This is a genomic window from Paenibacillus sp. BR1-192 (genome assembly GCF_029542445.1).
Taxonomy (GTDB): domain Bacteria; phylum Bacillota; class Bacilli; order Paenibacillales; family Paenibacillaceae; genus Paenibacillus_AQ; species Paenibacillus_AQ lautus_A.
In genome coordinates this window covers 4495430-4516306 of sequence record NZ_CP120718.1, presented here as the reverse complement: position 1 = coordinate 4516306, position 20877 = coordinate 4495430, and the positions used below count along the sequence as shown (strand labels likewise).

Annotated in this window: 18 protein-coding genes, 1 pseudogene and 1 riboswitch; of the genes and pseudogenes, 15 read left to right on the top strand and 4 right to left on the bottom strand. The window is 51.6% G+C overall.

Going from position 1 to position 20877, the window contains the following annotated elements; translation table 11 throughout:
* Positions 1-130: 130 nt before the first annotated feature.
* On the top strand, positions 131-1642 hold the full coding sequence (locus tag P0X86_RS20085; protein WP_277746301.1) for a UDP-N-acetylmuramoyl-L-alanyl-D-glutamate--2,6-diaminopimelate ligase: 1512 nt from the start codon (positions 131-133) through the stop codon (positions 1640-1642).
* 9 nt (positions 1643-1651) lie between these two features.
* Positions 1652-2749, top strand: coding sequence for a PQQ-dependent sugar dehydrogenase (locus P0X86_RS20080; protein WP_249732753.1), 1098 nt, complete (start codon positions 1652-1654; stop codon positions 2747-2749).
* A gap of 223 nt (positions 2750-2972) precedes the next feature.
* On the opposite strand, the gene P0X86_RS20075 is transcribed toward P0X86_RS20080, so the two are convergent.
* Complete coding sequence (locus tag P0X86_RS20075) at positions 2973-3620, bottom strand: helix-turn-helix transcriptional regulator (RefSeq protein WP_096774362.1); 648 nt, start codon at positions 3618-3620, stop codon at positions 2973-2975.
* Positions 3621-3914: 294 nt separating this feature from the next.
* On the opposite strand from P0X86_RS20075, the gene P0X86_RS20070 reads away from it, so the two are divergent.
* The 11 genes and pseudogenes from P0X86_RS20070 (at position 3915) to P0X86_RS20015 (ending at position 16074) form a co-directional block, all read left to right on the top strand.
* A complete protein-coding gene (locus P0X86_RS20070; RefSeq protein WP_009592106.1) occupies positions 3915-4151 on the top strand; it encodes a ferredoxin family protein in 237 nt (78 codons plus the stop codon).
* An 875-nt stretch (positions 4152-5026) separates the two neighbouring features.
* Positions 5027-6186, top strand: a pseudogene (locus P0X86_RS33325) (ROK family transcriptional regulator).
* 28 nt (positions 6187-6214) lie between these two features.
* Positions 6215-7219 carry an asparaginase gene (locus P0X86_RS20055; protein ID WP_277749069.1) on the top strand — a complete coding sequence of 335 codons (1005 nt, stop codon included), beginning with the start codon at positions 6215-6217 and terminating at the stop codon, positions 7217-7219.
* Positions 7220-7313: 94 nt separating this feature from the next.
* Positions 7314-8903, top strand: a complete 1590-nt coding sequence (locus P0X86_RS20050; RefSeq protein WP_096774360.1) for a glutathione ABC transporter substrate-binding protein — start codon at positions 7314-7316, stop codon at positions 8901-8903.
* A 114-nt stretch (positions 8904-9017) separates the two neighbouring features.
* Positions 9018-9944 carry an ABC transporter permease subunit gene (locus P0X86_RS20045; protein WP_009592113.1) on the top strand — a complete coding sequence of 309 codons (927 nt, stop codon included), beginning with the start codon at positions 9018-9020 and terminating at the stop codon, positions 9942-9944.
* 12 nt (positions 9945-9956) lie between these two features.
* Positions 9957-10865 carry an ABC transporter permease gene (locus tag P0X86_RS20040; protein ID WP_009592082.1) on the top strand — a complete coding sequence of 303 codons (909 nt, stop codon included), beginning with the start codon at positions 9957-9959 and terminating at the stop codon, positions 10863-10865.
* A 14-nt stretch (positions 10866-10879) separates the two neighbouring features.
* On the top strand, positions 10880-11884 hold the full coding sequence (locus P0X86_RS20035; protein ID WP_277746298.1) for an ABC transporter ATP-binding protein: 1005 nt from the start codon (positions 10880-10882) through the stop codon (positions 11882-11884).
* Positions 11881-12870, top strand: a complete 990-nt coding sequence (locus P0X86_RS20030) for an ABC transporter ATP-binding protein (RefSeq protein WP_096774359.1) — start codon at positions 11881-11883, stop codon at positions 12868-12870. Before P0X86_RS20035 ends, P0X86_RS20030 begins: the two co-directional genes overlap by 4 nt.
* A 37-nt stretch (positions 12871-12907) precedes the next feature.
* Positions 12908-14368 (top strand): leucyl aminopeptidase family protein, encoded by a 1461-nt coding sequence (locus P0X86_RS20025; protein ID WP_277746297.1) that lies wholly within the window; start codon positions 12908-12910, stop codon positions 14366-14368.
* A gap of 30 nt (positions 14369-14398) precedes the next feature.
* Positions 14399-15085 (top strand): copper homeostasis protein CutC, encoded by a 687-nt coding sequence (locus P0X86_RS20020; protein WP_277746296.1) that lies wholly within the window; start codon positions 14399-14401, stop codon positions 15083-15085.
* A gap of 35 nt (positions 15086-15120) precedes the next feature.
* Positions 15121-16074, top strand: a complete 954-nt coding sequence (locus P0X86_RS20015; protein WP_036661357.1) for an ROK family protein — start codon at positions 15121-15123, stop codon at positions 16072-16074.
* Between the two features lie 305 nt (positions 16075-16379).
* Here P0X86_RS20015 and P0X86_RS20010 read toward each other — a convergent pair whose 3' ends face one another.
* The gene (locus P0X86_RS20010) at positions 16380-16907 is read right to left on the bottom strand and encodes a hypothetical protein (protein WP_015736122.1); all 528 of its coding nucleotides are present in this window, start codon (positions 16905-16907) and stop codon (positions 16380-16382) included.
* 262 nt (positions 16908-17169) lie between these two features.
* A riboswitch (cyclic di-AMP (ydaO/yuaA leader) is annotated at positions 17170-17303 on the top strand.
* A 3-nt stretch (positions 17304-17306) separates the two neighbouring features.
* Here P0X86_RS20010 and P0X86_RS20005 point away from each other — a divergent pair.
* Entirely contained in the window at positions 17307-17783 is a 477-nt protein-coding gene (locus tag P0X86_RS20005) for a C40 family peptidase (protein ID WP_015736121.1), read from the top strand.
* A gap of 119 nt (positions 17784-17902) precedes the next feature.
* Here P0X86_RS20005 and P0X86_RS20000 read toward each other — a convergent pair whose 3' ends face one another.
* Entirely contained in the window at positions 17903-19177 is a 1275-nt protein-coding gene (locus P0X86_RS20000; RefSeq protein ID WP_277746295.1) for a stalk domain-containing protein, read from the bottom strand.
* A gap of 224 nt (positions 19178-19401) precedes the next feature.
* Between P0X86_RS20000 and P0X86_RS19995 the strand changes: the two genes are divergently transcribed.
* A complete protein-coding gene (locus tag P0X86_RS19995) occupies positions 19402-19791 on the top strand; it encodes a 2Fe-2S iron-sulfur cluster-binding protein (protein ID WP_277746294.1) in 390 nt (129 codons plus the stop codon).
* A 97-nt stretch (positions 19792-19888) separates the two neighbouring features.
* Here P0X86_RS19995 and P0X86_RS19990 read toward each other — a convergent pair whose 3' ends face one another.
* Positions 19889-20746: an AraC family transcriptional regulator gene (locus P0X86_RS19990; RefSeq protein ID WP_096774353.1), complete on the bottom strand. Its 858-nt coding sequence runs from the start codon at positions 20744-20746 to the stop codon at positions 19889-19891.
* Positions 20747-20877 lie beyond the last annotated feature (131 nt).

The following is a 20877-nucleotide window of genomic DNA, read 5'->3' as shown; positions in this document are numbered from 1 at the left end:
AGCCCTTGCTTGGTTAGGTTAATTAGAAATGCTGGTTAAAACGATACATAGTCGTAAATTCTACACCTTATACATCACGCTGCCACCTGACCCTGGGTATATGATTACATCACGAGATGAGGTACCAGACATGATTCTACAATCACTGACGGATCGGCTGATATTAAAAAAGATTACGGGCCGTACTTCCGCGGATATCACGAACCTGGAAACAGATTCAAGAGAAATCCGGCCGGGCGGCATGTTCGTCTGCGTGCCGGGATTTCACGTGGACGGCCATGATTATGCCGAACAGGCGATACGTAATGGGGCTGTTGCCATCGTGGCCGAGCGGGAGCTTTCGGGACTGCCAGGAAACGTTACGCATATAACGGTGCCGGATACAAGAAGAATCCTGCCGATTCTCGCAAACGCTTTTTTTGGCGACCCTACGCGGCGATTGAAATTGATTGGAATTACCGGGACGAACGGCAAAACGACGACGACTCATATGGTAGATCAAATACTTAACGACGCCCGCCGCAAAACAGGGATCATCGGCACCTTGTATATGAAAATCGGAAATCATGTGGAGAAAACGCTGAATACGACGCCGGATACGATCCAGCTCATGCGTTATTTTCATACGATCATCTCGCATGGGGGTGAATACGGTGTTCTGGAGGTATCTTCGCACGGATTGGATATGGGAAGGGTGCGCGGATGCGATTTTCGGACGGTCGTCTTCACGAATTTATCGCATGATCATCTGGACTTCCATCAGACTATGGAGAGCTATCGCAATACGAAGGAGCTGCTGTTCGCCCAGCTGGGTAACAGTAACCATGACATGCAGAAGAAGGCCGTCTTGAACGCAGACGATGCCGCATCCTCTTATTACGCAAAACGGACATCCGCACAAATCATAACCTATGGCATTCAGAATCAGGCGGACGTACGTGCAACGCAAATTCATCACTCAAGGGAAGGCTGCGCCTTTCATGCAGAAACGCCTTGGGGAAGCTGCGACGTTAATCTGAAGGTGCATGGAGCACACAATATATACAACGCGCTGGCTGCCATGACGACCTGTCTGCTGGAAGGGATACCGCTGGAAGAAATCCGCGAAAGTTTGGAGCAATTTGCAGGGGTTCATGGCCGGTTTCAAGAAATACAAACAGGACGCCGTTTTGGCGTGGTGGTCGATTATGCGCATAATCCGGACGGTCTTAAGGCAACCTTGCAATCCGCCAAGGCCATTACTTCAGGCAAAATGATATGCGTGATGGGCTGCCGGGGCGAGCGGGACCGCTCGAAACGGCCGATCATGGCCGATATTGCAGCCGCGTATTCGGATTATGTATTGTTCACGGCCGACAATCCGTTCTCGGAGGATCCGGAGCAGATCATGGCCGAGATGCTGGGCGGCTTAACGTCCCGCGAATCGGGGAACTGGGAGGTTGTCTTAGACCGTAAAGAAGCGATTCAACGCGCAGTGGAAATGGCCGGTGACGAGGACAGGATCATTATAACCGGACGAGGGCACGAAACCCGTTATGTTGCGGGCAGCCGGATCGAATCGTTTAGCGATGAGGATATCGTGATGAGTTCTTTGCAGGGCATAGGGCAGGACATCCAGATGATGCACCGGAGCCCTGAATAAACCCGGGAGGTGCTGGATTTGAAACAAAAGATGTTCGGCATGATGTTTACAGCGGCGCTGCTGTTTCTTGCTGCATGTACAAGCCAGTCGTCCCCTTCGGCTGAAGAAGGAGCGCAGGAGGAGCGGGGGGAGGCGGCTTCTGATTCTTCCTATCAGGTGCTTGCGGAGCAGCTGAGAACGCCTTGGTCCATCGATTTTGACGGTGAGACGATTTATATCAGCGAGCGGGAAGGGAATATCGTTCAGATCAAGGACGGCACATTGAACAGACAATCGGTACATACCGAGAAGCCGGTTTCGCATCAAGGAGAAGGGGGATTTCTGGGCTTTGCGTTAGCGCCTGATTTTCGGGATTCCGGAAAAGCCTTCGCCTATCACACCTATGATCAGGGTGGAACGCTCTTGAATCGGCTGGTTCTGCTGGAGTTGAAGGGAAACCAATGGACGGAGTCCCAAGTTTTCCTTGAGTCCATTCCCGGCTCCAATGTGCATAATGGCGGCAGAATCGCGATCGGTCCCGATGAGATGCTCTATGTTACGACGGGAGATTCGGGCGAGGGCGAGCTTGCGCAAAATCAGGAGAACCTGGCAGGCAAAATATTGCGATTAACGCTGGACGGGAAAGTCCCGGCGGACAATCCGACGGCAGGTTCTTACGTCTATACGTTAGGGCATCGGAATTCGCAGGGCTTGGCATGGGATTCGGAAGGGAATTTCTACAGCTCGGAGCACGGGCCTTCCGGCACGCCGGGCGGACACGATGAGATTAATGAAATCACGGCCGGCAGCAACTACGGCTGGCCCGAAATTTATGGCGATGATACGTTGGAAGGCATGGAACTCCCGCTGTACCATAGCGGCGAAACGGCAATAGCTCCTTCCGGCATCGCATTTGACGAGCAGGACCGCTTGTACGTGGCGACCCTTCGGGGACAGAAGCTGTACCGGTTCCAGCCGGAGAAAACCGCGCTCGAGACCGTGCTGGAAGGCGAAGGCCGATTAAGAGACGTTAAGGTCCATAACGGCAAAACCTATGTCATTACCAACAATACCGATGGCCGGGGCGTGCCGTCCGATCAGGATGATCGACTGCTTGTACTGGAATAATTCCAAGAAATATACATGTCTCGTGATTCAAGAGAATAGGATAGGACAAGTGCTATAAGAAACACGTCTATCGACGTACTTTCTCAAAAGACAGACCGCATATAGCGGAAGTTTTTCTTGCGAGATAAGGTGGGTAAGCCTCTGAAGTTTATACTTTCTTATCTTTTGACAAAAAAAGGGCCCCTTCCCGTATGGAAGGAGCCTGAAGTGGCAATAACAGATATTATGTTTGTTTGGCTTCGGCTTGCTTTCGGATCCGGTACACGCATTTCTTATCGCCTTTGGCAAGACATTCGGTACGTTCCACATCCGCTTCGAGCAAGGATTGAAACAGATCAAGCTCGCAGCGGCATGCATGCTGGTACCGGTTGGCTACCTGGGAGATCGGGCAGTTCAGTTCTTCAAGCACGTATTCTTCATCCGCGACTTTTTGGTAATCCACCATATATCCGTTGTCGTTCTGAATCTGGGCAAGGGCCGCGACCCGATCTTCGAGAGTCTCGGCTTTTACCGTCGGCGTGTACTTGTTCAGCAACGTGTCTTTGCGCTTGTCGAACAGCAAAGATATCATTTCGTCGCCGGCCTCGTCCTGGAGCTCGTTAAGAAGATCGAGGGCAAGCGAATGATAGTTCTTAGGGAAAAAATCCTCTGCAGATTCAGTAAGACTGTATAGGGACACGGGTCTTCCCATCGGCTGCTTCACGGTTCGATACGTGATGTACCCTTCATTCTTCAAGCTCTCCAGATGTCGACGGACGGCCATGCCCGTAATGCCCAGTGCCTCGGTAATGGATTTCGTGCTGAGTTCACCATTTATTTTCAACATTTGCATGATATACTCGCGGGTGCTGTATGCAACTTCTTGATCCACTATAATCACCGCCTTGTTTCTCGATGAATGCTTTCTTTTGCAACAAAAAAGGTTAAAAAGCAATATGTCTCATCTTATGTCTTTACCTTCTATAAGTCAACCGGAATGGCCGTTTTCAAGGCTGTTCTCTCGCGGTTTGTTGACAACTGGCATGATTAACCACATAATTATGATATATTTTAGTATAAAAAGTATAGAAACCGAGCAAATGAATGAGTAATGGACTTTTTGAAATGATAGCCCGGCGTTAGAATTTAGAAGATTCTTATTACACTTGGGAAGGTGGAATCACGGATGTATGTTATTGGCTCAGCTTGTATCGAAGAGAAGGCGGGAGAATGCGTAGACGTTTGCCCGGTGGATTGCATCGAAGAAGGGGACGACCAGTTCTATATCGACACCGATATATGCATTTCCTGCGGTGCCTGCGAAGCGGCGTGTCCGGTCGCGGCCATTTACTATTTTGAGGACCTGCCTGAGGACGAAAAGCATTATTTCGATAAAGCGGTGGAATATTACAAAAACAAGTAAGGCGCTCCGGTTTGAGTCTATCGGGCGCTCCGGTTTGAGTCTATCGGGCGCTCCGGTTTGAGTCTATCCGCTCTGTTGTCCGTCCGTTTCCGGAATGGAATAGGCAAGGTAGAAACGGACTCCCAAAGGATCGGCTATCCTCAAACCTCCGCTGGGGGGAAAGATTAAAAGACTAAAGATAAAAGATAAGAAATTTAAGTAATCAAGAGATTAAGATTAAAGATAAATGACTTAAAAGAATATAAGATTGAGGATTACAAGCGTTTAAACCTATATGTTATGTGTGTCAAAACAAAGCGGTTAAGATAAATAGCCGGAAAATCGTAAAGCTGCGCTCATGCTTTGATCTATACATAAGCCATTCGGGATTTCGAGGGCCCCTCGAATTAATTTCTCGGGTGGTTTCATTCGTTTTAGGCTGATGAAACAAGGATGTCCCTAACAACCTGGGACAAAACCGAACATATCATAGATGTACTCCACTTATAGCCATTCGGGATGAAGAATGTTCCAATCATTCTTTTCTCGGGTGGCTTTATTATTGGGGTGAAACGACGTTGTTACCTACATTTTAGGAGATTTTACGTCATGTTCATGTCATATTGTGCGTGATGGGCGGTCATCTGTATGTATGCAGGAGATTGAATTTCTTTCGTAAAAAAGTGAAATGCTTACATTTCCAGAATCAAAAAAATATTTATTTAAATGTGTCATATATATTGACACTTTTACAAAACACGTTTTATTATTAATATCACTGGAGAATAAAAATATTAAAACTGATAATAATCACTGTTTTTTGATGATTTCGGATCTTTTTACTTGGAAAATTGATCTAATTAATCTACTGGTGAAATTAAATAGGGGATGTCTTCATGAAAAAGCATGATCAAGACTTTATGAAGCGGCAGAACAGACTCACAGTATTTCAAATCATCAAGAATGAACAGCCGATTTCAAGAGCCGTCATTGCCAAACAGACGGGCATGAGTCCGACAACGGTCAGCCGGATCGTATCGGAGCTGACGGAGGAAGGATACGTTCACGAAACGGAAGAGCAGGCCTCGGCCGGCCGCGGAAGAAAGTCTTCCTTAATAAGGCTGCTGGATACGGCGGTCATCTCGATCGGCGTCGAGCTGGATCGCCATCAAGCGAATATCGGATTCATTGACGTTCAGGGTAACGTATTGTGCAGCGGAAGCTTTTCAAGATCATCCGATGAAACGGCAGATGTCACGGTGACCCGGATTGCGGAAACCATTGAAGAGCTGATCGCCGAATGCGATATCGACCGAAGACGGGTGGTCGGCATTGGCGTTGGACTGCCGGGCATCATCGATGTCGACGCCGGCATCGTCAATTTTTCGGTACAGCTGGGATGGAAGAATGTGGGGCTCGCCCAGAGGCTCAAGGAACTAACCGGGCTTCAAGCTGTCGTGGACAATGAGCTGAAGGTGAAGGCGTTGGCGGAGCAGCTCAAAGGTTCGGCCTACGGCTCCAACCGTACGGTGCTCCTGGGCTTCGGTAATGGCGTCGGATCGGCGCTCATTCTGGAGGGGAGATATACCGCGGGGTGACGAACAGCGCCGGGGAAATCGGTCACACGACCGTGGACCCAGAAGGCATGATGTGCGACTGCGGGAAAGCCGGATGCCTCCAAACGTATATCAATATACCGTCCTTGTTGTCGGAAGCCAGCAAAATCAAACCCGTCCGCACGATCGAGGAGCTGTTCGCGGAGAGGCGGGCCGGAACGCGCTGGGCAAGCTATTTGATCGATCGGGCCCTTGCCTATATGGCGATTACGATCAACAACGTCGTCAGCATGTACAATCCGGACAGCGTCATTTTGAGCGGCGAGTTTCTGGACAAGTTTCCCGAAGTATACGAAGAGATCACGGATCTGTGCTACTCGCAGTATATCTGGGAACCGCTTCAAGATTCCTTTTCGATTGTTCGCTCGGAGCTTCACGAGCATGGGGTCATCATCGGGTCGGGGCTTGTCGCACAGGATCGTTACTTTCAATTGAATTAATTCATCTGGAGATCGGGGGAGCATGAACATGGGATTTGTGCCATTGGTAGAGGAATATCGCGGGAACGTATTGGAGAACGTGCATTACGGCGCGATCAGCGTCGTAGACGAGAACGGAAAGGTTGTATACGCAGCGGGCGATCCGCATCATATGACCTTTCTGAGATCGGCGGCCAAGCCGTTCCAGGCAATTCCGGTAATGAAACGCCGGATTGACGAAGTGTACGGACTAACGGGGGAAGAAACGGCCTTGTTTGCCGCCTCCCATCGGGGTGAGAAGTTCCACATTGATGCATTGGAATCCATTCTGAAGAAAACCGGCATTCGGGAAGAATCGCTTCACTGCTGCGCAACTTATCCATTGAACGAGGATGCCAAGGCGCAGCGCCATCGCGATCATGAGGAGAAGAGCAGAATCTTCCATAACTGCTCCGGCAAGCACAGCGGCTTGATTGCTCTATGCAAGCAAATGGGCTGGGACGAAAGCACGTATTACAAACCGGAGCATCCGGTTCAGCAAGAAATCCTCGAGACGCTCGCTTATTTTGCCGAGGTTCCGGTTTCCTCGATCCCGCAAGGCATTGACGGCTGCGGACTTCCCATCTTCGCACTTCCCCTGGATCGTATCGGGTATTCCTTCCTTAAGCTGGCATGCCCGGATTTGATCGAGGATCCAGAGACTGCAGAAGCTGCAGCCAGAATGGCGAAGCTGATGAATGAGTATCCGGATATCATTGCAGACACCAAGTTTGTGTGCTCAGCTCTGCTCAGGGACCACAACCTGACGGCCAAGGGCGGCGCGAAGGGCGTGTACGGCATCGGTCTTCGGAAAGAGCGCTTGGCGATCTCGCTTAAAGTATCCGACGGCTCCGAGCAAGTATGGCCGTGCATTATCGCTTCCATCCTGGAACGTCTCGGCTACAGCGATCAGTCTACGATTGACCGGTTGTATGAGCTGGTTCCGAATGCCATTTTCAACGATGGGGGCACGCTTGTCGGTGAACGGCGCGCTGTGTACGAATGGAATGCTTAAACGGTGAGGAACTCAAGGCGGCAGGCAGGCTGTTACATGCCGAAGCGGCGAGTGAATCTATAGATATTCACTACATCAAAGGGGGAGTAAAACAATGAGATTCAAAGGTAGAACATGGTCACTGCTCATGCTGCTGCTCGCATTTACGATTGTTGCGGCAGGCTGCGGCGGAAACAGCGGAAGCGGCGAAGGGGCAAGTGAAGGCGGCGGCGAGAGCAAGCCGGTGACAAAAGATAACAAAGATGTTGTCATTGCGATTAACGCCAACTTCATCACGCTTGACCCTCACAATGCCGGAGACACGCACTCCATTTCCGGTGCTCGCACGATGTATGAAGGTTTGATGGGCTTCAACGAGAAAATGGAACTCGTTCCCGTGCTGGCTGAAGACTACAAGATCAGCGAAGACGGCCTGACGTACACATTCAATCTGCGCCAGAACGTCAAGTTCCATGATGGAACGGATTTCAATGCTGAAGCGGTAAAAGCCAATCTGGATCGCATCATGGATGAAAAGAACAACCTCAGAATGCGCAAGAGCTTCTCAACAGTAGCCGATGTTCAAACTCCGGATGAACACACCGTTGTCATCACCCTTAGCCAGCCGTATAACGCTTTCTTGAACAAGACGGCCATGGCGCTGATGATCAGCCCGAAGGCTCTTAAGGAAAGCGCCGACATCACGAAGAACCCAGTAGGTACGGCGGCTTACAAATTCAAGGAATGGATTCAAGGCGACCGCCTTGTCGTTGTGAAGAATGAAGATTACTGGCAAGAAGGACTTCCGAAGGTGGACAGCATTACGTTCAAACCGGTACCGGAGAACGGTTCCCGGATCGCGATGCTGAAAACGGGCGAAGCGGACTTCATTTATCCTATGCCGACAGAGCAAGTGTCCGAAGTAGAAGGCGATTCCAATATCGTCATCGATAAGACTGATTCTACGATCGTGCGTTATATCACGCTGAATACGATGAAGAAGCCTTACGACGATCTGAAGGTTCGTCAAGCCATCAACTATGCCATCGATAAAGATGCTTACATTAAAGTCGTTAAATCCGGACTGGGTTCGAAGCTGACTTCTTCCATGTCCTCCATGACCCAGCACTACTCCGAGCAATCCGGTTATGATTACGATCCGGAGAAAGCCAAAGCCCTTTTGGCTGAAGCAGGATATCCAGATGGATTCGAAGCTGAGATTTGGGGAGAGAATGATTCCGAAACGGTAAAAGGCATGCAGTTTATTCAGCAGCAGCTTGCCCTCGTCGGAATCAAAGCTGAACCGAAGTCGATGGAAGGTGCAACCCTGTCCGATCAGATTAACTCGGCTACGCCGGAAAACGCGAAAATTCAAATGTGGTACGTAAGCTGGTCTCCTTCGTCTGGCGATGCCGACGGCGCGACAAAAGGTCTGTTCAGCAGCGAGTTCTTCCCGCCAGCGGGTTCCAACACCGCTTACTACAAGAACGACAACGTTGACCAATGGATCAAAGATGCTAACGCATCCGTCAAAGCTGAAGATGCCAAAGAAATCTATGCAAACATCCAAAAACAAATCTGGGAAGACGCTCCTTGGGCATTCCTCGGAGTCGATCAGGTCATCACGGGCAAACGTGCTTACCTTGAAGGCGTGAAGGCCCTTCCGGACGGATCGATCAGCGTGATCAACGCAGAAGTCAAATAATCAGGCAGCGAAGAGCTTGCTAAACGTATACCTTGTGGTGGGCCGCCTCTTGAATCAATAAGGAAGCGGCCCATCGTATTTTAAAAGCTGGCATGTTGAAAGGAGGCACATCCTTTGGGAAGATATGCAATTCAGAGGCTGCTGGGTGTAATCCCGCTGTTGTTCGTTGTATCCATCCTTGTATTTATGTTCATTCACCTGATTCCTGGAGATCCGGCACGGCTTGTTGCAGGTAAGGATGCCACCCTTGAGGAGATCAACGGGATTCGAGAGCAGCTAGGCTTAAACTTGCCGCTATGGCAGCAGTATGTGAACTACATGAGTGATCTGTTGAAGGGTGACTTGGGTGTATCCGTTACCTCCGGTTTGCCGGTGACGGACATGTTGGAAAGCCGCTTTTTCCCGACGATTGTCCTGACCTTTACCAGCCTTGGCTGGGCACTGGTCATTGGTCTGATCATTGGTATCATATCAGCAGTCAATCGCGGCAAATGGCCGGACTATATTGGGATGCTGACGGCTATATCGGGTATTTCCCTGCCAGGTTTCTGGCTTGGTCTTGTACTGATTCAAATTTTCTCCGTTGAGCTGGGCTGGTTCCCTACAGGGGGCGTCGACAGCTGGCAATCCTATATTTTGCCTTCCTTTACGCTGGGAGCGGGGATTATGTCCATGCTGGCAAGATACTCCCGTACTTCGATGCTCGAAACGATGCGCGAGGATTATGTCCGGACCGGACGCGCGAAGGGCTTGCGGGAATTCGTCGTTGTCGGCAGGCATGCGCTGCGCAACTCCCTGATCCAGGTCGTGACCGTAGCGGGCCTTCAGTTCGGATTTTTGCTGGGCGGCTCGGTTATGGTCGAGACGGTATTCAGTATTCCCGGCATGGGGCGTCTCTTGGTCGATTCCATCGCGTTCCGGGATTACACCGTGATTCAAGCGCTGCTATTGCTGTTCGCGGCCGAATTTATCCTGATTAACCTGATTGTCGATTTATTGTACGGTGTACTGAATCCAAAAATCCGGTATGCATCGAAATAGGAGGGGGAGCTCATGAGCGACAATTCAACAGTGACGGTCCATTCCTCCGCACCGGAGGATATGCTTGCGAAGAGTCAGGCAACTGGCAAATTCAAAGCGTTTACGTCTAAATTCTTGAAACAAAAGCTTGCCGTTATATCAAGCGGATTTATTTTGTTACTACTTGTGCTGGCGGTGATCGGTCCGCATATCGTTCCGTATCCTCCCAATGAGCCGAACTATGATGCGATGATGCAAGGCCCGTCTGCTGCCCATTGGGCAGGCACGGACGAATACGGCCGCGACATTCTCAGCCGCTTGATCGACGGTACGCGGTTGACCATGTCGGTCAGCTTAAGCGCCGTATTTATATCCGCCGTGCTGGGTACGATTCTCGGATTGATCAGCGGGTACTATGGCGGGTGGCTGGATCGCCTCATCATGCGGGGCAGTGACGTCATGTTCTCGTTCCCTGACCTGCTGCTGGCCATCGGTATCGTGGCGATACTGGGGCCGGGCTTATCCAATGTAGTCATCGCGGTGGCAGTCTTCGGGACCCCGTCGTTTGCCAGAATCATTCGAAGCGTGACGCTCTCCGCAAAGGAATCTTTGTATGTAGAGGCAGCACGGTCCATGGGTGCCAAGCATAACCGGATTATTTGGAAACATATTTTCCCCGAGACGGTTCCCAGCATTATCGTCAACGTATCGATGAGAATCGGCGGCGCCATTCTGGCGGCTTCCTCGTTAAGCTTTCTCGGCCTCGGGGCCAAGCCGACGGAACCGGACTGGGGCGCCATGCTCAGCATGGGTCGGGATTACTTGAGTATTGCACCCCATATCGTGTATTACCCGGGGCTTCTCATATTCCTGACCGTGCTCGCATTCAACCTGATCGGTGACGGACTGAATGATGCCCTTGATCCGAAGACGAAAAACTAATAGGGGGATAGATCGTGACGCAAACATTGCTTGAAGTTAAAGGTCTCAAAACCGAATTCAAACGCGATGGCTCATCGGTGCTTGCCGTAGCAGGAGTGGATTTTCATATCAATAAAGGCGAAGTGCTCGGGCTCGTGGGTGAATCCGGATGCGGCAAAAGCGTGACCTCCCTGTCCATCATGAGGCTTCTTAAAGACACGCCCGGCCGAATATCCGGGGGCTCGGTAAGCTTTGAGGGCAAGGATCTCGTGCAAATGTCGGAAAAAGAAATGCGCCGCTATCGCGGAAACGAGCTGGCCATGATCTTCCAGGAGCCGATGACGTCGCTGAATCCCGTCCTTCGGATCGGAAAGCAGCTGGAGGAAGCGATTATGCTGCACTTGGGATACGGCCGCAAGAAAGCGCGGCAGCATGCCATCGATTCGCTCAAACTCGTCGGCATTCCGCGGGCGGACGAGGTCGTGGATGACTATCCGCACCAATTGTCCGGCGGCATGCGCCAGCGGGTCATGATTGCGATGGCCATGTCGTGCAATCCGAAGCTGCTGATCGCGGACGAGCCGACAACCGCCCTGGACGTTACGATTCAGGCTCAAATCCTGGATCTGATGAATCGACTCAAGACGGAACAGGAGATGGGCATGCTGCTCATTACCCATGACCTCGGCGTTGTGGCTGAAATGTGTGACCGTGTGGTTGTCATGTACGCTGGCCGAGTCGTCGAAGAGGCGACGGTCGAGGAATTGTTTGATAACCCGCAGCATCCCTACACCAAAGGACTCATTAATTCGGTGCCCAAGCTTAGACAAAAGGTGCGCCGCTTGGAATCCATTCCGGGGAATGTGCCGGATCTGAGGAACATGCCGCAAGGCTGCAAATTTGCTCCGCGGTGTCCGTTTGTCATGGAGCAGTGCCTCTCCCGGGAGCCGGAGCTTCTCCCCGTTGTAAATGAAGAACATCGCAAAAGCCGCTGCTGGCTGACACAGGAAGGTCACTCGAAGGGAGGAGAAACCGCATGAAAGAAACACCTTTATTAGAAGTAAAAAACTTGCAGAAATCATTCACGGTGAAAAAAGGGTTCTTCGGTACATCCAAGCAGCTCCGTGCCGTGGATGGCATCTCCTTCGCAATCCAAAAGGGCGAGACATTCAGCCTGGTTGGCGAGAGCGGCTGCGGCAAATCGACGACCGGCCGGCTGGTGACCCGACTGCTAACGCCGAATAGCGGCGAAGTGATTTTTAACGGAACCGACATTAGCGGATACAACGAGAACCAGATGCGTCCGCTGCGCAAAGACATGCAGATGGTCTTCCAGGATCCGTACGCTTCCCTTAATCCAAGGATGAAAGTCAAAGAGCTCGTAGCGGAGCCCTTGCTGATTCATACCAAGCTGAGTTCCAAAGAGCGCGATAAACTGGCTTGCGAGCTGTTGGAAACGGTCGGTTTGAACAGCTTCCATGCCGAACGCTTCGCCCATGAGTTCAGCGGCGGTCAGCGCCAGCGCATCGGCATTGCCCGAGCCTTGTCCGTGCGTCCCAATCTGATTGTAGCCGACGAGCCTGTATCGGCACTTGACGTATCCATTCAATCCCAGGTATTGAACCTGCTGCAGGATCTTCAGGAAGAATACGGCCTGACCTATCTGTTCATCTCCCATGATCTCAGCGTGGTTGAGCATATCAGCGACCGGATCGGCGTTATGTATCTGGGCGCGCTCGTGGAGACGGCCGATAAGGATACGCTGTACGATCGCCCGCTTCATCCTTACACTCAAGCGCTGCTGTCGTCGGTGCCGGTTCCGGATCCGAAGCAGAAGAAGGAACGGATCATTCTGAAGGGGGATCTGCCGAGCCCGGTCAATCCGCCGACAGGCTGCCGATTCCATACCCGCTGTCCTTCCTGCATGGAAGTATGCAAACAGATTACGCCTGTATACCGTGAGATTGAGCCGGGACATCAGGTAGCTTGCCATTTATATGACGAAGAAATCATGAAGAAGGCGTAACAGGCATTTTTCTCATAAAAGGAGGTAAGGGCTCGATATGAACATCACCATCGATGAAGTTCAGCTGGCAGATGCTTCGATTTATGCGGTTTATGAGGGAGAGGAGTCTCATTACCGCGTAACGGAATCCCGGAAGCAAAGCCAGACGCTGACCTGGTTCTATGGACGTTCCGAGCACGAGTCGGACGATCTCGTTGCCGGAATGGGGCAACGTTCGAACCTGACTTCGGAGCAGGTGCGAATAACGGGCGCTTCGGCCGCGAGAGCGCTGCTCAAGGAGAATAAATCAAGCGCCGTGCTGATCCGCCCGGCAGCTAGCAATGTCGGGGCAGCATCAGGGATTACGGCGGAGGAAGAGCTCCAGGCGTGGTTGGAAGGCTGGCTGTACGGATTATATCAATTCAATAAGCATCGCGGGGTTACGGCCAATCTGCAGGCCCTGTCCCTTCATCTTCGACAAGAGGACTGGGAGGGGCTTTCCCGTGAAGATATGGAAGCCATCATCCGGACGGCGGAAATCCGGATCGAAGGAACGCAGCTCACCCGAGACTTGGTGAATGAATCACCTGAGACGTTAAATCCGGAGGCGTTTGTTGCGGTCGTTGAGGATCGTTTCAAAAAAGCGCCCGTAGACCTTCACGTATACCGCGGACAAGAGCTTCATGACCGGCAGATGAACGGACTGATCGCCGTGGGTGCCGGCAGCAAATACGAGCCTGCGATGATCGAGATTTCCTATAACGGAGCGGAATCCGGGAAGGAAAGCCCTCATATCGTGCTTATCGGCAAAGGCGTTACCTTTGACATGGGCGGGATGAACGTTAAGATCGGCCGAGACATCAGCGATGCCCGCATGGATATGGGCGGCGCAGCCGCCGTCGTGGGCGCCATGGATATCCTGGTGTCGCGGAAGGCTCCGGTACGGGTTACGGCATTGATCGCCGTAGCGGATAATTTATCGGGACCGGATGCGATGCTTCCTTCTTCCGTCGTTCACTATCCGAACGGACTGAGCGTTCAGGTAGCGAATACGGACGGGGAAGGAAGATTGATCATTGCGGACGCGCTGCTGCACGCAGCCCATCTTAACGCTGATAAGGTGATCGATATCGCCACCCTTACCGGCAATGTCGGTGCGGCATTAGGCTTGGAGATCGCCGGCATTTGGGGCGATCAGGAGATAACGGCCGATTTGGTCGAGATCGGGGAGCGCAACGGTGAGCGCCTATGGCCCATGCCGCTGATGGACGAGTATGAATCCGAGCTCAGAAGCGATTATGCCGACCTGAGGAATGTCGGCACGTCGACTTTGGCAGGCGCGATCACGGCTGCGTTGTTCATCCGTCATTTTGTGGCGGAGACCATGAAATGGGTGCATATCGATATGGCAGGCACGGTCCAGTATAAACGGGAATTCCCTCACTCCGCGGCAGGGGCTACCGGCTATGGAGCCAGGCTGCTGGCGGACTATGTGGAGAAGCAGTTTCGCCCTGCATAAGCGAACCAAAGACAGTAAGGAGTGAAGAACATGCTGCTTGAAATTATCGCAACATGCGTGGACGATGCCATCACAGCCGAGAAGAATGGCGCGGACCGTCTGGAATTGATCACGGCGATCACCGAAGGCGGGCTCACGCCGGGCATCGGTCTCGTGGAAGAGGTCGTGAAAGCCGTTCGGATTCCGGTCCATGTGATGGTAAGGCCCCATAGCAGATCCTTTGTGTATAACGCGCTGGATATAGCAACCATGGTTGCGGAGGTTAAGGCGATCCGCAAGGCGGGTGCGGCTGGCGTGGTCCTTGGCATGCTGACTCCGGAAGGAAAGATCGACGAGGCCGCATTGGCCCAAATGCTGGAATGGACGGGCGATATGCAGGTGACATTCCACCGGGCTTTTGATGAATTGGAGGATCAATTCGAAGGGCTGCGTACGTTGCAGAAATATCCGGCCGTCACCCGCGTCTTGACGTCGGGAGGACCGCAGCCGGCACCGCAAGCGATCCCGAGGATTCGCGAGCTTGTGGAACAAGCCGCAGGCAGCGGGCTTAAGATATTGGCCGGGAAAGGCCTGAAGTGGGAAATCATACGCGATTTCATCGACCAGACCGGCGTGAGCGAGGTTCATTTCGGCTCCGCTGTCCGGTATGGCCGATCAGGGCTGAAGCCCATTGATCCGGTTGAGCTGCGATCATTGGCTGACAGCTTACATCAATAGAAGTAGCAAACCTATCGGAAACAGGTGAACAAAAATTGCAAACCGAATTGAATAAACAGCAAGAATTTGTGGTTGGCGTTGACCTTGGGGGTACGAAGATCGCGGCAGCGCTCTTTGATTCCGAAGGACAGCTGCTGAACCGGGAGCAAATGGAGACAGCCGGAGCGCGTACGGCCGAGGAAGTGGTCGCGAGAATTACGAACATGATTCGCAGCGTGTCGGGCGGCCACCCGCTTCGAGGCGTAGGCATGGCTTCGCCGGGAACGGTTAACAGCCGGGAGGGCATTGTCATTCACGGCACGAATTTGCCGGAATGGACCAACGTCCCGCTCAAAGCCTGGATGGAACGAGATCTGAATACGGAAGTACAAGTGCTGAATGATGCCAATGCAGCCGCATGGGGCGAATATGTAAGAGGTGCCGGCCGAGGGTCGACGAACATGGTTTACGTGACGCTCAGCACAGGCATCGGTTCAGGCATCGTGCTGGATGGCAAGCTGTTTCTGGGCAGCAATTCCTTTGCAGGGGAGCTTGGGCATCATATCATTGATCCCAGCGGTCCGCAGTGCAATTGCGGCAGCCATGGCTGCTGGGAGGTGTTTGCTTCAGGAACGGCCATCGGCCTGGCAGCATCCCAGCGGATGCTTACCCAGACCAGCGTTATTTCTGAACTGGCCGCAGCCGATGGAGGCGTGAACGCCAGGCATGTATTCGAGGCTAAACGTCTTCATGACCCCGTCGCAGTGGAGGTCATCGATCGTGCCGTTTATTACATGGCGCTTGGACTGGTTAACGTCATTCACAGCTTCAACCCCGATCGCATCGTGGTTGGCGGGGGTGTGAGCAGAGCAGGCGAGCTCCTTTTCCCGCAGCTTCGGGAAATGACGGATAAGCTGGTCATGCCGTCTTATTTAGGAACCTACGAGATCGTTCCTGCGGGACTGCGGGACGATGTTGGCCTGGTGGGAGCCGCAGCCTTGTTCCAATAATACATTCGTAAAGAAAAGGCAACAAAAGCCGCCCTCAAGGGCGGCTTTCTGATTATTCATGAAGAGAGCGGGAAACGGAGCGATCATATTTGCGTAAGCGAAGTCCGTAACTTGTGACAGGTGATAGGCGTAAACCGTAAGCCGTCATCCGTTTTCACTGGAGTCGAGTTTTTGGTTTCCTATTAGGTTTGTTTGTATCCGACAAACAATAAGCGGTTGCCCGCACTTTCCCGCCCGCCGACGGAATCCGCCGGCTCCAAACCCGCACGCGAGGCGGCCTGCAGGCTTGGAGCCGGCGGATTCCGCTACTCCATGTATTTTGATGCGTCGAACGTAATCATGCTCGTATGGTTGGCATGCTCGATCAGTGAGGAGAGCCTGGTCACTTCGCGTTCCTTCTTGCGCGCCTGCGCCTGATAAGCTTCCGGATCGTATAGGGCCACGTTAAACAGCGTTACGGCGCCATCTCCGCTTCCCCGTCCGCTCTGGCGCTCCAGCTTCTTGCGGGAGCCGAGATGGGCAAGCTGTCCGATATCGCTGCGCATTTGTTTGGCGAGCTCGATCGCCTCCATGATGGTCATGTCGGAGCCGTTCCAACTAATGGTCTGCGTCGTGTTGGAGATTGCCATCAGCAGATCCAGCTTTCTGTAATCCGCTGCGGCGGCTTCGATCTCTTCCGTAATGGCATCCACGCTGCGAGCAGGATACTCCGCCGTTTCCCCTTTTTCAATGATCGTGCTGCTGTTGTTCAAGCGTTCCGACATCAATTGATTCATGAGACGGTTGATTGCTGCCCGGACTGCCAAAGCTTCAGCCATCGTGATTTGACTCATAAGCGAAGGATCACCTCTTTGATTTCTTGTCTGAATATGTAAACGTTCCGAACTGCAAAAAAGTTGCATGCCCGTTAACAAAACGTCGCCGGAGGTTCGATGGAGTGTTACATAATTGTCATGAGTAAACGAGATGGCATAATGAAAAAACATGAAAATTTTCAGCCTATACGACATTGATTAACATATAGTGATAGATTTCTAGGATATTATTGACAGCATCCTTGCTTGTATACTATATTAAGAGAAGGTTACAAAATGTTAATGAATTTTGCCGAATTTCGTTTGTGAAAACGGGGGAACCGTCTTGGGTGAATTATTCTTGTACCATAGAGAGTATAGGGAACCTTCAACCGAACCCTTAGCTAACTCCGTAGGCATCGAAGGAGAGAACATATTTTGAAGAAATTTGTCATCACATTGCTTGGGTCTGCAATTATTTTTTCTTCAGGTGCCGTATCAGCTTATGCTGATCAACAACCGAATTTTCAGCATCAAGTGAAGCAATTGGTAGGAACGCCTTATAAATGGGGCGGAACAACGACAAGCGGATTTGATTGCTCCGGATTTATTCTGTATATGTTTAGAAATTTCGACATGGATCTTCCGCGCACATCCCAGAGTCAGGCTAAAGCCGGGGTTCATGTGGATCGCGAGGACCTGAGAGTCGGAGATTTGGTATTCTTCAATACAAGCGGAAGCGGCATTTCCCATGCGGGCGTTTACATTGGAGATGGACAATTTGCGCATGCTTCCAGCAGCAAGGGCGTAAGAATCAGCAAGCTTAGCGACTCCTATTACGAACCGCGTTATGTAACGGCGCGCCGTGTATTGAGTCAAGAGAACTATGCTAAACTGGTAGGAAGCGCGAGCTAATTGGAATAAGCAGTTTAGAGTTCGATACATAACCGGAAAGCCTGACAAGAGATGATCTTGTCAGGCTTTCTTTTTTATAGAAGATTATAATTTGGGATTCTGCGAAAGGATTCACTAGATTATTCCTTTACGACAGAGGCATTCACGGCGGCTTCCATGCCATTATTATAGGAACGGAACAAGCCCAGACGCCAGAAGGCGGCACCTTTCAGACCATAGCGCTTGGCCAAGCCGAGCTTATCGTCGACGGATGTGGCGGTTTCGCTGCTTAAGCTGATGCCGAGCAGGAGCTTCTGCTTAGGAACGCCTGCCTGAAGTGCCTGCTGAATGGCTTGGTCCACCAGACTGTTGGGTTCAGGAACCTGGGCTTTGGTGCCAACCGGATTGTACTGATACGCCATGACGATGAGATCATCGGCAAGGGAGGCCAGCGTCTTGTAATCATAGCCTTTATAGGCGCTGTTCAATGGCGGAACGGCTAAGGACAGAGCAATGTCGCTCGGCAATGCCGCTTTCAATTGCTTGACGTAATCATTAAGCAGCTTCTGCTGCTTCGCGGCATCCAGTTTAAAACCGAGCCCTTCGAAATCAAGCACCACGCCGCCGAATCCGTTATCCGCCACCGCGGTCGTGATGCCCTCAATGGACTTTTGGCGAAGGCTGCTGTCGCTGAGGACTTTGGTTAATTCGCCGTTTCCGTCCAAAGCGTAAACCATAAGGTACGGTTTAATCTCCCGATCCGCTGCATCCGCAACAATCGATTGCGGAGTCACGTCGCCGGCCGCCGCAGGCAGACGATACTCGTCGCCTTGAAGCGTAAACTGACCTTCCCGATCAATGCGGCTCCAGCCGAAGGCGACTGAATTCATGGATGCTACGAGATCCCGCTCTTGGAAAGATTGCAAAGCATAAAAGGCTCTTAGATGCATTTCGCGCTGCGGCGACACGAGGGAGACCGTGCGAGTCGCCTGATTCCAGCCGACATTGACGCCGAATTGGCTGCTGAACGAGCTGAGCGGAATCAGAACGCGACCTTCCCGTTGGACAGGGGGAGCGGCCAGCTTCACTTTTTTACCGTTGACGGTTGCGCTCGTGCTTCCGACTTGAAGCAGCACTTCCGTCGTTTGACCTTTCACCTCGCCAATGGCCTTCACCGTTTGCGTCTTGCTGTTCCACGTGATTTGAATGCCCAGCGCTTCACCGACCGTCCGGAACGGCACGTAAGTAACCCCTTTGTCTATCCTGGGAGCTGCATCGAATGTAAGCGCAACGTCATCCAGCTTTACCGAAATGTCAGGCGCAGCCTGTACCTGGCCGATATGGGGAGCGGTTCCGAGCAGAGATAAGGCAAGAACGGCAGCGACGGCTGTTTTTCCTAATGGTTTATGCAGCATGCTATTGTTTTCCCTCCAACCCAATAAAATAATAGAATGATTCTCATAGAATATGGAATTTGCTCTAGCATACGCTAGTATAGCAAAATTTTCATAGAGTTCCAATCGCATGATGTCATAGAATCGATAAGAGTAGGGATGTTGATTTTTTAAACTTTCCAGTATAATAATTGAAGGAATTCCTACATAACCTGATGATTGTACATGCATAGGGGGATAAAGGCGTGTTTAAATTCTGGAAAAACAAAAAGAGCGGGAACAGCGGAGAGAAATCGTCGCTCCCGGCAGCGGAAGAGAGAATGGAAGCCGTGCCGGACCGAATCATCGAGCTTACGGGCCGCGAGGTTCAGCGCAGCGTGGCCCCTGTTCTGGGCATGACGGTGCTTGACTTGGCCGAGCGGAATGAGGTGGATTGGAACTCTTTTTGCAAAAGAGGGACATGTGCGCGCTGCCGCTGCATGGTGGTGGAGGGAATCGAGTATCTGTCCGAACCCAATCTGGCCGAAGAACGGCGCCTGGATCCGGAAGAAATCGAAGAGGGGTACCGTCTCGGATGCCAGAGCAGGATCGAAACGGTCGGCCCCGTCAAAATCAAGCATGCTCCATACTTTTGACGATATAGAAGGACATATAACTGTAATATATATAAAGCAGGCAGCCGTACCATTGCGGCTGCCTGCTTTATTGAAAGGAAAACAAACGAAAATTCCTTCACTCCACGGCCATTTTGCTCTGTTCCCGGAACGAGCTTGGCGTTTGACCGGTAATTTTCTTGAATAACATCGAGAAATACTTGTCGTTGCCGTAGCCGACTTGGGAAGCAACCTCATGCACCGGCATTTCGGAATCCGCCAGCAGGCGCTTGGCCTCTTCAATCCGGCGGGATATCAAGTAATTGAAGGGGGAATCGCCGACTTCTTTTTTGAACAGATGGGATAAATAATGCTGGCTGACATACATCGTATCGGCAATGTCCTTGAGGCTGATGCTCTGGGTGTAGTTGGCGTCGATAAAGTGCTTGGTCCGCAGCGCGATTTCATTCTTGCCCTTCAAGGATTGGAATTGGTGTTTAACGTCCACGATGCGATAAATCACGGTAATCAATGACATCAGCAGGTTCGTGCTCAGCGTTTCATATCCCAGTACCTGCGAATCGCATTCGCGGAGGATCTCGGAAAGATAGCTCTCCACTTTATAAGCGTATTTCTCGCAGGATATGACCGGCTCGACATAGGCCGGCAGCAGCATCCCCTGAGGCACCCCTTCAATGTGAAGCGAATCCACGCCGCAATAGATTACCTTGAAAGGCCCGTCCGTGATGGATTTCTCCTCATGGGGAATGCCGGGGTTATAGATGGCGACATCGCCTTTGTGAAGCTCATATACTTTACCTGCTATGGTGAATTCTCCGCGACCTTCAACCACATAGATGATCTCGCAGAAATCGTGGATTTGGGGCGGGCCATAAAAGAAGTCCTCGTCCACGACCTGGCCGGCAAAGAGCAGCTGCGGATTTTTGATGAAGCGGAAGTGATCGCTTTTACTATGCGAGATTTCGATTTTTGGCACGGTCTCGTCCCTCCTGAAAGCAGCATCCTTTTCCTATTATAATGCATATTGCTCCTCGATGCCGAAATCGTTTGCAACCCGTTTACGCATAGGTACACTGTCTTGCTGAAATTGGGGACCGATATAACAAC